General features: G+C 54.7%; 9 protein-coding genes and 1 riboswitch. Of the genes, 3 read left to right on the forward strand and 6 right to left on the reverse strand.

The genetic code is table 11. The features are described 5' to 3' along the window. Positions 1-19: 19 nt before the first annotated feature. The gene (gene cobT / locus C4520_12430) at positions 20-1,084 is read right to left on the reverse strand and encodes a nicotinate-nucleotide--dimethylbenzimidazole phosphoribosyltransferase (GenBank protein RJP19762.1); all 1,065 of its coding nucleotides are present in this window, start codon (positions 1,082-1,084) and stop codon (positions 20-22) included. Beyond that, the gene (locus tag C4520_12435) at positions 1,071-1,631 is read right to left on the reverse strand and encodes a bifunctional adenosylcobinamide kinase/adenosylcobinamide-phosphate guanylyltransferase (protein ID RJP19763.1); all 561 of its coding nucleotides are present in this window, start codon (positions 1,629-1,631) and stop codon (positions 1,071-1,073) included. The genes cobT and C4520_12435 overlap by 14 nt, the downstream gene beginning before the upstream one ends. 416 nt (positions 1,632-2,047) lie before the next feature. Beyond that, positions 2,048-2,232: riboswitch (cobalamin riboswitch) on the reverse strand. A 750-nt stretch (positions 2,233-2,982) separates the two neighbouring features. Between C4520_12435 and C4520_12440 the strand changes: the two genes are divergently transcribed. Beyond that, positions 2,983-4,161 carry a DNA polymerase IV gene (locus C4520_12440; protein ID RJP19764.1) on the forward strand — a complete coding sequence of 393 codons (1,179 nt, stop codon included), beginning with the start codon at positions 2,983-2,985 and terminating at the stop codon, positions 4,159-4,161. Between the two features lie 18 nt (positions 4,162-4,179). Then, positions 4,180-4,614 (forward strand): hypothetical protein, encoded by a 435-nt coding sequence (locus C4520_12445; protein ID RJP19765.1) that lies wholly within the window; start codon positions 4,180-4,182, stop codon positions 4,612-4,614. A 271-nt stretch (positions 4,615-4,885) separates the two neighbouring features. Here C4520_12445 and C4520_12450 read toward each other — a convergent pair whose 3' ends face one another. The 3 genes from C4520_12450 to C4520_12460 form a co-directional block, all read right to left on the reverse strand. Next, positions 4,886-5,785 (reverse strand): amidohydrolase, encoded by a 900-nt coding sequence (locus C4520_12450; GenBank protein ID RJP19766.1) that lies wholly within the window; start codon positions 5,783-5,785, stop codon positions 4,886-4,888. 96 nt (positions 5,786-5,881) lie between these two features. Further along, a complete protein-coding gene (locus C4520_12455; GenBank protein ID RJP19767.1) occupies positions 5,882-7,009 on the reverse strand; it encodes a 2-hydroxyacyl-CoA dehydratase in 1,128 nt (375 codons plus the stop codon). A 10-nt stretch (positions 7,010-7,019) separates the two neighbouring features. Continuing rightward, the gene (locus C4520_12460; protein ID RJP19768.1) at positions 7,020-8,639 is read right to left on the reverse strand and encodes a 2-hydroxyacyl-CoA dehydratase; all 1,620 of its coding nucleotides are present in this window, start codon (positions 8,637-8,639) and stop codon (positions 7,020-7,022) included. Between C4520_12460 and C4520_12465 the strand changes: the two genes are divergently transcribed. Next, complete coding sequence (locus C4520_12465) at positions 8,560-10,995, forward strand: DUF255 domain-containing protein (GenBank protein RJP19769.1); 2,436 nt, start codon at positions 8,560-8,562, stop codon at positions 10,993-10,995. The two genes, C4520_12460 and C4520_12465, sit on opposite strands and share 80 nt — an antisense overlap. Before the next feature lie 100 nt (positions 10,996-11,095). Here C4520_12465 and C4520_12470 read toward each other — a convergent pair whose 3' ends face one another. Beyond that, positions 11,096-12,556, reverse strand: a complete 1,461-nt coding sequence (locus tag C4520_12470) for a hypothetical protein (protein ID RJP19770.1) — start codon at positions 12,554-12,556, stop codon at positions 11,096-11,098. Positions 12,557-13,703: the final 1,147 nt, after the last annotated feature.

The raw sequence follows: 13,703 nt of genomic DNA on the forward strand, positions 1-13,703 counted from the left end.
GTTTAGGGTAAAAATAGCATTACCCCCCCGAATCTCCGATGCCGACTTCTTCGAAGGTGGCCACGTCCGAGAGGAGGCGCGCGGAGGCCTCGATCAGCGGCATCGCAAGCGCAGCGCCGGTGCCCTCTCCGAGCCTCAACCGCAGGTCGAGAAGCGGCCGTTTCTTCAAACGCGTGTGCATCAATCGGTGCCCGCATTCGACGCTTCGATGGCCGGCGATCATGTACTGCGCGCTGAGTGGCTCGAGAGCGTGCGCGACGAGCGCGCCGGCGGTCGCGGGAAATCCATCCAGCACAATGGGCTTTTTCAATGCGGCCGCTCCGAGAACGAATCCCGCGATCGCGCCGATCTCGAACCCGCCGACCTTCGAAAGGACGTCGAGAGCATCGTTCGGGTCGGGCTGATTCACCTGGAGAGCGCGCTCAATCATATTTATTTTATGCGCGTGGCGGTCGCCGTCGATTCCGGAACCGCGGCCGGTTACCATAGCGGCCGGGCGTCCACTGAATGCGGCCAGTACTGCGCTCGCGGCGGTGGTGTTGCCGATCCCCATCTCCCCGGCAGCAAGAAGGTCCGGCGCGGGATTCAGATCGTGAGCGACCTCGATGCCGGCCTCAATGCATTGCACGGCCTGCGCGCGCGACATGGCCGCGCCATGAAGCATGTTCCGGGTTCCGGCCGCGACGGGTTTGGACACGATCTTTTCTTCGCGCGCGAGAGAGGACAGATCGCCTGCGACGCCGACATCCACGACAATCACATCCGCTTGGGCCGCTCGAGCAACCGCGTTGATACCTGCCTTGCCCCCCACAAATACCTGCACCATACTGCAGGTTACTTCTTTCGGATATTGGCTGACGCCCGACTCGGAGATTCCGTGGTCGGCCGCGAAAACCGCCACGGCCCGCCGTTTGACCGGCGGGCGAAGCGAGCGCGTTATTCCGGCCAGATCGATGGCCAGATCCATCAGTCGGCCGAGCGCCCAGCGCGGCATGACGAGACGGTTGAGTCGCCGGCGCGCCTGCCTGCGGTATTCCGAATCCTGCGGCATGATTTCCGCGAGAGTTGTCTCAATCAGGGTCATTCGCGCCTCCTTTCAAATGAAGCGGTATCCCGCAACTAACAAGGATCACTTCATCGGCGGAGGCGGCAAGCGACTGATTGCATCTGCCCGCGAGATCCCGAAAGCGTCTGGATGCTGGATTGTCTGGAACTATGCCCATGCCGACTTCGTTCGCAACGAAAAAGATGTATCCGCTCATTTTGGCGCATACCTCGACGATGTCCCTGCACCGGGAGGAGATATCTTTTTCCGTGATCTTCTCGCCTCGCGCGTCCGCCTCCCGCATCAGGTTGTTCAGCCACAGCGTGAGACAATCCACGAGGGCGACGTTGTACTTGTTCGCACCGCTCCGAAGCGCACAAATGATGTCGCCGTACTCTTCAACGGTTTCCCAGCCGCATTCGGCGCGAGCGCGATGATGGGCGGCAATGCGCGCACGCATCTCCTCGTCAAGCGGGGGACAGGTGGCCAAAAACATCCGCGGGCCGGGCAGCGATTCAGCCCGGGCGCGTGCATATTCGCTCTTTCCGCTTCGACTACCGCCAACGATCAGGATGATTTTTGCCAATTTGGGACCTCAATTGCCGAATAATAGGGACAGAGCCTAATTTTTTGTCATAAACCATTTGATATTAGCTACTTATAAGCGCGTCCCCAGGATTAATCTCCCTATAGTTTCTGTAGCTCCTGCCGGATCGCATCCCATGTGAAGAAGATGTTGCTTTTTGGTTGATAAAAACACTAATGATCAAACGACCTCAAATTACCGCCCATGTAAATACTTGCTGAACAATGATTTACAAAAAATAAATAGGCTCTGTCCCCATTTTTGGAGGTTGCCGGCAACGTTCCCTCAAAAGGAGAGGATGAAAAGGAAGTTGCCGGACAACGATTCCTCCAAAATAAAAAATCCCCAAACCCTGGTGGATTTGGGGATGCCGTTTTCCATCCCTCGGTGCACAGACTCCATTACCCGAGAGTCACAACACTCCTCATGCAGCGGGTAGGTCTTCTGGCTTGCGGGCTTTCTACTCGCCGCGCCTTCCCGGCCCTGTGGGCCAGTGGCTGTAGCGGCTTTCGCTCCCGTTTACAGCGGCGGGACCGCGACGGATTCTCACCGTCTTCCCTGGTGTTTCCCCTGAGGAAACGCCCACTGATGTTTTATTAGGCCAGATTGTAACGGGAGGCGCAGGAAAAGTCAAGCAAAATTTATTGATTCACGTTTTCGAAAATCATCCGGAGTACGAATTCGGGAAAGCTTTTGATATGCCATCAGTCTTGTCCAAGATGATTTTCAAAAGCGGAATATGAGATAATTCCGCATCGCGCGGGTCCAATAGAGATTCATAAGAAACAGAAGGAAAGATTCCTCAACAGGAGGTAAAGAGAGCACAAAGAATATCTTTAGGCTGTATGTATAAGAACTTCTTCACCGCGGAGACGCGAAGACGCAGAGAAAGACTAAGCAAAACAGGACTACATAGATCCTCTCCTTATTCTGTCTTTGCATTGCTAACAGTCAAAATCTTGATCATGTCGTTTTTTTGCAGATGTCACGACTTAAGCCCAATTACCTTAGGAAATTGCAGGGCCAGTTATTTCTTAAGCCTTCAATCCAAAATCTAAAATCGAAAATCCAAAATTGGATGCGGCTCCGCCGCGCTGCGGCCTCTGCGCCTTTGCGGTTTATGAATTTTTCCGTATCCACCGACAGTTTTTTCGAAATGCAAAGGCCGTCCTGGACAAGAATCGAGGAGTTATAATTTTTTGCAAGTCCGCGATTTAACGTCGCGCTTTAAAGAAACCGGATTGACAGAAAGCGGCTGAGTTAGATAAAATCGTGTGACCGAAATTTCCCCAATGATTCTGGCAGCCGGGGGCGCATTGCATCCGGCTCCTGCTTTCGCGCGGGGCGCGGTATGATCCGGACGATAATCCACGTTGATATGGACGCTTTTTACGCGGCCGTCGAGCAGCGCGACAATCCTGCTTTGGCAGGCAGGCCGGTGATCGTAGGCGGAGTGGGCGGCAGTCGCGGCGTTGTCTCGGCGGCGTCATATGAAGCCCGGGCATACGGCGTACACAGCGCGATGCCCCTGAAAAAAGCGCAGGCTCTCTGCCCCGCGGGCGTATTTTTGCCGGTCGATATGGAGAAATATGCGGCCGTTTCGGAGCAGCTTCGTTCGATCCTGGGGTCGTATACTCCGCTCGTTGAGCCGGCCTCTCTGGATGAGGCTTACCTGGACGTCACGGCAAGCGAGCGTCTGTACGGTGGAGCCGAACGGATTGGCCGGGAGATACAGGAGCGGGTAGAGGGGGAATTGCGGTTGACATGCTCTGTCGGGATCGCTCCTAACAAGTACCTTGCGAAGATAGCATCCGACCTGCGAAAACCGAAAGGTTTTGTAGTTGTCCCGCCAGGGAGCGAGCTTGAGTTCTTGCGCGATCTGCCCGTGGGCAAGCTTCCCGGCGTCGGGAAAGTAAGTATGAAGCGAATGAACGAGCTCGGCATTATCACGGTCGGGCAATTATCGCGAATGTCGAGGATCGAGTTGAGGCGCTTGTTCGGGAAATGGGGCGAACGTCTGTATGAGCTGGCGAATGGAATCGACACGAGTGAGGTGATCGCCGATTCTCAGGCCAAATCGATCAGCCACGAGACCACGTTTGAAACGGACACGTCCGATATGGAGCTTGTGCGCCGAACGCTCGCGCTTCTTTCCGACCGTGTGAGCGCGCGCCTGCGCGAGGAAAATCTGACGGCCCGCACCGTGGGGATCAAGGTGAGATTGGCCGATTTCACGACAATGCATCGCGAACGGTCGCTGGCGGAGCCGACGGATGTGGATGATCGGGTTTTTTCACTTGCCTGGGAGTTGTTTCAAGCGGTTCCGCTGAAAGGTCAGAAGATTCGGCTACTGGGAGTTGTTGCCTCCGGTCTGGACCGGCCGGCGGAGCAAATGCGGTTGTTCAGCAACGGCGGCGAGAAGAGCCGCAAGGCCGTCACCGCCATCGACAATATCCGGAGGAAATTCGGCGACGGCGCCATCGGCAGGGGGTCCTCCATCGAGAAGAAGGAGCAGCAGCACGACGAGTAACAAAGGAGTTGAGGCAGCATGGATAAGGACAACAACATCGACAGACTGATCCAGGACATCCAGCAATATCTGCGAGATGAAGCGAAGAAGAAGCAGGATAATAGAGAACCGGAAGTGGCCCCTCCTCTCTTGCCGGCCGCTTTATCGATCGATCTGAAGTCGTTGCCGGTCCGATCGACATACTTTGAGTTGATGCTGCTGATGTCGGCATGCGCCGTGGGATTATTAACTGTCGCGATTCTTCTGGTAGGTCTGCTTGGGGGGCAGGCTCAAACGGTCATTGGCGCCATGACTCTCCTGGCGATCGGCGGATGCGGCATCTTTTTGACGGCCGTCCTGATATCTCTCTCGAAACGACTCGCTCTGCTGAGCCAGATCGAGCAGCACACGCGCCTGATGCTGGCCGTCAAGCTCCAGGTCAACGCATTGCTCGAGCGACTGGCTCATAAATAGTGTGCTCTCAATGAAGCAAGTCAGCTTGACACGCAGCGCACTGGAAGCTTCCTTTACGGATTCAGTCCCACATCCATTTCGCAATGGCGATAATGGCGAGGACAGGAATAAGGGCAATGATCCAGAACTTGTTTTCCCATGCCCAGGGCAGCATGCCATTGACTATGAAATGCATCATATCGCCCAGCGCGTTGCTGATTATTCCTTCGACGGCTCTCATATTTCTCCTACCTTAAATGGGCCCGGATTTTAGCTGCGGCGATCATGGTTCTCAGATTCCGAGAATATTGCGCGAATTTTCTCCGAGCACTTTCTCTTTTTCCGGCGGAGTAAGCGGCAGCCGCAGGAAACGTTTGAGGTCCATCCGCGGGTCGAACCAGGGATAATCGGAGCCGAACATGACCCGGTCGATCCCCAATTTGCGGATCAGGTCGACCCCCTCTTCGTCCGTGAGTATCTGAAGGTGCTCCACCCCCGAGAGGACCGCGGACGTATCGAAGCATACATTCCTGTACTTCTTCGCCAGCGCGATCGATTCATCCCAAAAGCCGTGGCCGAGATGCGCGATCACCAATTTGAGTTCAGGAAAACTCTCGAGGACCGGCTCAAAGTTGGAAGGGCGGGTATAGTGGACGTCGCGCGCCATCATGAACAGCCCGCCATGCGTGATGACAGGCATCTCGAGTTCCTGAATCTTCTTATACGCCGGCCAGAGGCGCTCGTCGCGCGGATAATAGTGCCCCTCGGCCGGGTGCAATTTGATTCCTTTTGCGCCAAGCTTCTTGCACGTCTCGATCTCTTCAACCATCACATCCGCAGGCATCAGCGGATCGATCGAGGGGAAGGCGACGAGTTGCTGATGCTCGCGGGCAAGCGCGCACGTCCATTCGTTCCGTCTCCTGACTCTGTCGCTCATTTTCGTGATGATCGCGGAACGATTCTTCTCGCGCTCCTCTTCGGGAAGCTTCTCGAGCGCCGCCTCGTACATCTCGCGCATCGGGGTCATGTTCACCTGCACCGCTCGGGCGATGCCCGCCTCATCGAGAAAACTCAACAACTCTTCCGGAACACCGCGGCAATCCGCCTGGCCTGCTCCCCCCATCGCCTGACCCGCGATTTCGGCGGTTTTGTAAGTGTGCACGTGAGCGTCTACGACAAAGCAATCGGTCATATTCACAGCTCCAGATGGTTCTTAAGGTGTGTCGACTATGGAATCATAATACCACGGCGCGACCGTTTGGCGGAAGGGGTGAGGGAAAATTCCAGCTTATTCTTTCAGGCCGCTCAGCATTTCCAGGAAGGCCTGGATCCTGGTGCTGATCTGGCCTGAGCCGCTCGTGCTGTACTCGCGCTCGAGATCGAGCAGCGGCACACCGTCCCGGTGAAATTCGTCTGAGAGCATTTTGCGTTCGCCGGCCCAATGATCGCAGAATTTGAGGCGCGCGCAGACGACTGCGCGCACGCGCCACTCCTGTATGATCTTCCGGTAAACTCCGCAATTGTTGTCGAACCCGTTGAAAATGGAAGGGCAGGCGACTCGCTTCGTGTGTCGTTTGGCGATCGCGCGAATGGGATCAGCGGCGTTCTCCTCGATCTGACCTTCGTAATGACGCATGCCGAAACAAAGGCCGTCAGCCACAACAATGGCCGATTTGCGTTCGATGAAATCGATGAAGTCGGGCAAGTCGCAAGCGCCGCCGACAACCATCAGGCGCGGTTTTCCATTTGCTTCGATCGTCCTTTTTTCCAGTTGCGGGATCAGCGCTTCGAGCTTTTCGTTGAACAGCTCGCGCGGGAGCGACATGCCCGCCACCGCCAGTTGCAGGTATTCGGCGCCGGTGAGCGGGGGCGGATCGTTCTTTCTCAAGTCGTTCACGCGCCGCATCAAAGAGCGCGTCCTGTTATATACGGCGATCGAGCGCCTGATGTCTTCCTCTGAAATCTTCTTATCGAATGCGCGCTCGAGCGTTTCGAGCAGTTGGCGCATCTCCTGGACGAGCCATTCTTCCGCGGCCTGTCCGAGCGCATGATACATTGAGAAATAATGGACGAAATCGACCCGCGCCTTCTCCTGCAGTTCACCGGCCAGGCGCAGCATGTGGTCGCACGTGTTGGTGGTCACCAGTCCGTCGAGAAACTCGAGTTGCCCGGTAAGAGCCAATTGCAGAACCGAGCGGGTATAGGAGCAATTAATTCGGTGCAACTGCGCGTCCGCGTTCGAGGTGTCCTGCAGGTTCGGAGCGCGCAGGCGGAGCGGCAATGCTCCCGCCGCATGAAGGATTTCCTCCGGGATATTCGAGCAAACCGTTCCGACAACGGGATTGCCCGCCTGCTTCCACTTCTGAATCTCGGGATTGTTGAGTGTCCGGGCGATTTCTGAAAAATAAGCGATCATGAATGCCCCCTTATTGCATCACCGTCGTGAAGAACTCCTCGATCTGCGTTCTGAGCAGCTCGATCGGCAGAACGCGGTCGTCGTTATAATCGAGCTCGATGAACAGAGCGGGAATATCCCGTTTTCGGCAGACTTCGCGAATGAGCCCGCGCGCGCCGCAGATGCTGTTGCAGCCGACGTGCTGGGTGATGATCATGCAGTCGCAATGATAATGATCGTAAGCGCGGAGCGAGAACTGGATCAGCTTCTGGGTGTCGAATCGCATGAGGGACATGGTCATATCCAACCCTTGCCAGGCGATTCCCTCGAGCATACTTTCGAGGGTGCCGGTATCGATCGGATCGAGAATAGCCGTACTCGAGAGCGAGTTGGAGACCATCATCGCGCCGAACTGCTGTTCCATCCAGTTAAAAAGCTCATTGTCGTATGTCGGCGGCACGTGCACCCATAGGACCCGATGCCTTTCTTCAAAGGGGCCGGCGGTCCTTCCGTCTTTTACGCGCTGGACTGCATCGTCTCTGAGCAGTTTGAGGGTTTTGGTGAGGCGGGGATGCCCGGCTCCGAAAATGAAACAGCCGTATGGGAGCAGCCTCAGCAATCCCGGATGAGGCGCCGGCCTGACGGTGAAGGTATCGTGGATATCGAGCAAATACTCATAAGCCTTATTCGATTCGACCACGGCTTCCCGAAGCCGGTCGATATCGAATTTTCGGCCGGTGACCTTTTCCAGGAACGGGATCAATTGCTCCTTGAGCTGGCGGGCATAATATCGGATTGACTCGCGGTCGTACCGGAACGGTGCGTCCAGAAACAACATCGGGCAATCGAGCAGCTTGTGGAGAATCGGGTACGCGATGCGTGTGCCGTCGCACGGCGAAGAAGAGGTGACGAAAAAGGAATTTTTGGGGAGTTCGCCCTTCAGGGCTGCGCCAAGGATGAACCGATCGGTCGAGCAGACGTCGGACGGGATACCGGCCTCCTCGGCCGCCTCGATGAACTCGTACACGATATTCATGTTCACCCTGGTGAAGAATGAGGGATAAAATTCGAGGCACAGCGGCGCACAGCCGAAGGAATAGAAAAGTTGCGGAACAAGCCCGAACTCGAACAGCGCCACCTTTCGATTTTCATCGTTCATCGCGGCGGCGATATCCTCATATTGATCCGCGTTGTTGGAAATAGTCGCCGCATAAAGGTGGGCATACTCCTCGTACGGAGGAAGCGGGTTGTCCATCCAAAACTGCGCCATAGGCCTCATCAGCCCTTCCACGATTTCGATCGTCTTGCGAAATGGCTCTCCCATAGGCGTCGCGCTCCTCGAATCGGCCTGAGAACATGTCTGTAGTCGGTTTGAAAACGGTAAAACAGACTCTCTTGGACGGTATCTGTTTCCCGCAGTATATGTTATCTTTGGCTGTCTTGTCCAATAGAGAAGTGAGCCGTTGAGGGTTTTAAGCCGAACCAAAGACTGGCTTTGCCACATCCTCAATACGGGTAAATACTTATATGGAGATGAATTCCATACAACAATCATAGAAAGGGAATATGATATGACGGTAAAACAGGAAAAAATGATGCCATCGGCGGAGGAAATCGCAAAGTTGCCTCCCGATGGCGGGCCGGAATTCAATCGACTGATTCACGAGAAGAGTCCATATTTGCTTCAGCACGCTCGTAATCCGGTCGATTGGTATCCCTGGTCCGAAGAAGCATTTGAGAAGGCGCGGAAAGAAGACAAACCCATTTTTCTTTCGATTGGGTACTCAACCTGTCACTGGTGTCACGTCATGGAGTGGGATTCGTTCGAGGATACGGAAGTTGCAGATATTTTGAACCGATACTACGTCTGCATAAAAGTTGATCGGGAAGAGCGTCCGGATATCGATGAAGTTTATATGAACGCCACCCAACTGATCACGAATCGGGGCGGATGGCCGAATTCGGTTTGGCTGTTACCGAACAGAAAACCGTGGTACGCTGGAACATTTTTTCCGCGCGAGGATGTGCAGGGTCGGCCCGGCTTCAAAACGATTCTGCTCAGTCTGGCCGAATTCTGGCAGCGGCGCCGGCAGGATGTCAACAGGCAGGCCGATCAACTGGCCGACGTGATGGAACGGATCATGCAGGCAAAGAATATCGAGCCGATAGGAGAGCCGTCGCGCGAGATGGTGACTCAGGCGGTCCGCGAGTTGCGAGATGCATTCGATCAAGAGCACGGCGGCTTTGGAGATGCGCCCAAGTTCCCGCCGCACACGGGGCTGGACCTGCTTTTTTACGAATATCGCCGCACGGAGGATGATTATCTGCTGCACATGATAACCCGCACGCTCGACGGGATGGCGCAAGGCGGAATTCATGACCATTTGGGCGGCGGGTTTCACAGATATTCCACCGATGCGGAATGGCTGCTGCCACATTTCGAAAAGATGCTGTATGATAACGCGCTGCTCGCGCGCGCATATGTCATGGGGTTTGCCGCAACCGGCAATCATGATTACCGAGAGGTCGCGGCAAAGATTTTCGACTGGATCTCACATGAGATGACTGATAAGGGCGGCGGGTTTTATAGTGCACTCGATGCCGACAGCGAAGGAGTGGAAGGCAGATCTTATGTTTGGACTCATGAAGAAGTGATATCCGCTTTGGGCGAGCGTGAAGGAGAATTATTCTGCCGCGTATTTAATGTCAAACCTGAAGGCAATTTTCATGAGGAGGCCACCGGCAAGAAAAAGGACTTGAATGTTCTGTTCCGCTCGAAGACATACTCGCAGTTGGCGGAGGAGGAGGGCATTCCCGAAGACGAATTTCGCCAGCGCATGGAGGATTGCCGCCGCAGGCTCCTTCAGATACGCAATATGCGGGTTCGCCCGCACCTGGACGACAAGGTGCTGAGCGGGTGGAACGGATTGATGATTGGGGCATTGGCCCATGCAGGCGGAGTACTGGGCGAATCCGGCTATACAAGAGCGGCTGATCGCGCGGCAAAATTTGTGTTGAAAAACATGCGAAAAGACGGGCGGCTCCTGAGAAGTTCCCGCGAGGGTGAAGCAAGAATTGAAGCGTATCTTGATGATTATGCTTTCTTGATCGATGGAATTCTCGATCTCTATGAAGCGACCAAGACGAAGAGCTGGTTGAATGAAGCCGTTCGATTGACTGAGGCGCTCCTCGATCTGTTCCATGACGAAGTCGATGGGGGATTCTACTTTACTTCAAAAGATCACGAGCAAATCCTGACCCGGTTGCGGGACCCGCTCGATAAGGCGCTTCCTTCGGGAAACGGCGTGGCCGCGCGTGTGCTCGTCCGTCTTGCGCGCCTGACCGGCGAACATCGATACCTCAGTTCCGCCAGAAGCTGTTTCGAGGGATTTCAGCCGATTATGGGCCGTGCTCCGCGCAGTACCGAATCGCTGCTGCTGGCGCTGGGAATGTATCTCGATACTGTCTCACCCGGCGGCATCGCAGTAAAAGAGCAGGAGCAGCCCGATGTTTCCGTTCGGAAGAAACCGGTGAAAGCGGACGTTTTCGTGTCGAAGACGGCGGCCGCTCCCGGCGAAACGGTAACGATTGCGGCGAAGCTGACCATAGATAAAGGATGGCATATCAATTCGAATCGGCCGCTGCAGGATTATTTGATACCGACTTCGCTGGAACTGCATGATTCCCCCGCTGTCTCACTCGGGAGGGTGCAGTATCCCATTGGGACAAAAGTCGCTCTGGGGGTTGACCAGGAACCTGTATCCGTCTATGAACAGACGGCATGGATTGTAGTTCCTGTGAAGGTGGCGAGAAACGCCGAGTCGGGGCTGCGACAATTGGAATTGATGCTCCAGATGCAGCCGTGCAGCAAGGAAAAGTGCCTGGCTCCCGAGAAACTCAAGCTGTCCGTTCCGCTCGAGGTTAATCCGGCGGGCGGGAAAGGAAGGCATCAGGCCATTTTCGATATAATCGGGACTATGCCGAAAAAAGCGAGCGCGAAAAAGTGATATTTTGAAGGGGGCGCATTGCGGCGTCTCCTTCCCGGCCCCGGAAAAGAGAAGGCCGCCCGGATTCGGGCGGCCTTCTTGATTCTTGTTTCAGTGTGATTTAGAACACCAGCAACGCCTGGACATAGACATAGTCTACATCGTCGTCGTCGTCTGAGGCTACACCGCCACCGATGTCAATATTCTCAATAGCGTCACCGGCAAAGAAGTGTGCCCAACCGACCCGCAGGTTCAGGTCTTCGGTGTACTGGTAGTCAGCCGCTACGTCGATTTCCATGCCGACTTCATCATCTTCGTCGCCGGCAACTTGTGTTCCAAGACCGAGTACATCGCCTTCGTCATCAGCAAGCATGAAATAGTAGAAATCGCCGCTGAGGGTCAGGCGTTCAACCGGAACGATCGATGCGCCTATTCGGCCGACGTGCACGTTCGTCATTGTGGCGTCGAGGTTGCCGCCAACGTTCATTTCCCCGTAATGGACGTCGGAGAACAGACGAGTGAAGCTCTCCACATCGCCATCCAGTGGGTCGTCATCACCTGAGAAATAGGCGTATTCGACTTCGACTCTCGGAGCAAGCTGAACCTCATCAAAGGTATAGCCGGCTACCGCATTGAATGCCCACGCTTCGTAGTCGCCATCCGTGGCGGTAAAAAGAGGAGCAGGGCCGGTTATCTCATAGCTGTCACCAAACTGGTACGCGCCTTCAACGTTGAAGTCAATCAGGCCGATGGCCGGGAAATCCCAGCAGCCGGCAAAGCGTGCGCCAGCCGTGTAAAGGTTGACGTCGTCTGTAAGAGTAGGAGTGACAGGAAGCGCAACACTTCCAGGAAAATCCTCACCTGTTCTTGCCCAGAGGAAGTAGCCATCGAGCGCCATATTCTCGATGCCGGTAAATGTCCCATAGACGCCCATGAAGTCCCAGTTGGACTCGCTTTCCGAGGAGCCGGCAAGATTGACGGCATTCCCTGGATTTTCATTATTCGCCAACTGGCTCCACCACGCATCAATCCTGAAGAGGTCCGCTGCGTAGCTCACCTTTGCGGCGTCAAAAGAAAGTCCGGAGAAATTCACGCCATCATTATTGTTACCAATCAGCCACTCGCGGCCATAAACCAGTTCCTGGCGGCCGACACGCACCATGAGAGGCAGATCAGCCAGATCATTCAGCTCGATGTAGCCCTGGTAAAGCTGAATTTCATCATTGCCCTGGCCCGCGAGAGTAGCATACGGAGAATCGGTACGCAGATAGCCAGATGAATCGGCATCAGTTTCATCGACACCCCATATATCAAAAGCCTGAAGTTCTGCAAAGGCCCGGATGCCGCCGGTCAAGCGCGCATCAACATTGATGAGGGTCCTTTGACTTACCCAGTTCTGCGGATCGAGGTCATCGTCAAAACCGGTGAGACCACCTGGCAAAGCAAAGCCAAATCCTGGATCAAGATACTGGCCCCTTATCTGCAGGCTGCCGCCCACAGTTATCTCTTCAACCTCGGCTGCGGCCGGGAGCGTCATTGACGCTACCAGGAGCACAGCCAACAAAATTGATAATTTCTTCATATCGTCAGTTTCCTCCTTAAGGAAAATCTAATCTACTGTAAAACTACTCTGCTTGTTTCGCTATTTTCCGCTTCTACTGCTACTGAGCGATACTACCAAAACAGAGCGCCTGGCAACTTCAGCTTGCCGACGCTACCTGGAATATTGCTTCTATATTTCTATGATCATCATCATTGTCAATAACCCTCTGCCAAAAGCTTACGACCCTCCTTTCCTGCATAAACTAAAGGCTATCGACGATGTTGTTTTTTAAGAATAGACCCGCACCACCGCGAAAACGATAAGAAGAGGCATGTGGAATTTTGAAGATGTTACCATATATCTTTTAGCTTGTCAAGAAAAAAATACCCAAAAAGCCCGCACCGGCCCAAATTGGCCGATGTATTACGTTTTCGAAAAAGAATGCAATACGTTGCGGTGTGGCAGTGCCCTCGCACATATATCGTAGTCTCCTGATTTGGGATAGGCCACGGTGTGAAAGCGGGGAAAGGCGCGGAGGAGCGATATCAAGACAAATCGGGGCGCATTAGTCTCCTCTTGGTTTTAGGGGCGATCCGGCGGAAAAATGGCCGGCGCCCGGGTGAAGACGAGGTGAGGAGCGGGTAGTTTGCAGGCTCCGTTGGAATGGCTTATGATAAGAGAGGGAAGAGTGGTGGGCGATTCCGGGAGCTTCGGGGATAGTGAGCGCTCCATCCCGCGATTATATCGGGTCGGCACTGCGATGTAAGAGAGCGGAAGACCGGCCGAATGAATTCGGCCCTACCGGCTTGGGATCCGAAGAACGCCGTGGGTGGAGATGTATTCGCGCAGGTCTCGTCGCGGGAAGGGCGTTTGGTTGGTAGGTGCGAATTTATTCGCGCAGTATTCGCAGAGAGACTTCGGGGACAGGCACCAGGGTCGTAGACCCGTATCTACGAATTCAAAGCGACATGAATTCCGTAAATGGAGCCAGTCCCCTTCGCTTCGGCCAGTCCCCATCGCGACCGTCGGACAGTCTCACAGTCCCGAATCTGCGGCCGAAAAGACGCGGCCCGTAATTCTTGGGACAGTGAGACTGTCCGACGGTTATCATTTTAAGAGCAGCTTCTTTAAGTAAGAACTTCTTTTCATGGGTAGTCAAGTTGCGAACACTAAGAATGCCCGTGGA

It is taken from the genome of Candidatus Abyssobacteria bacterium SURF_5, from assembly GCA_003598085.1.
GTDB lineage: Bacteria > Abyssobacteria > SURF-5 > SURF-5 > SURF-5 > SURF-5.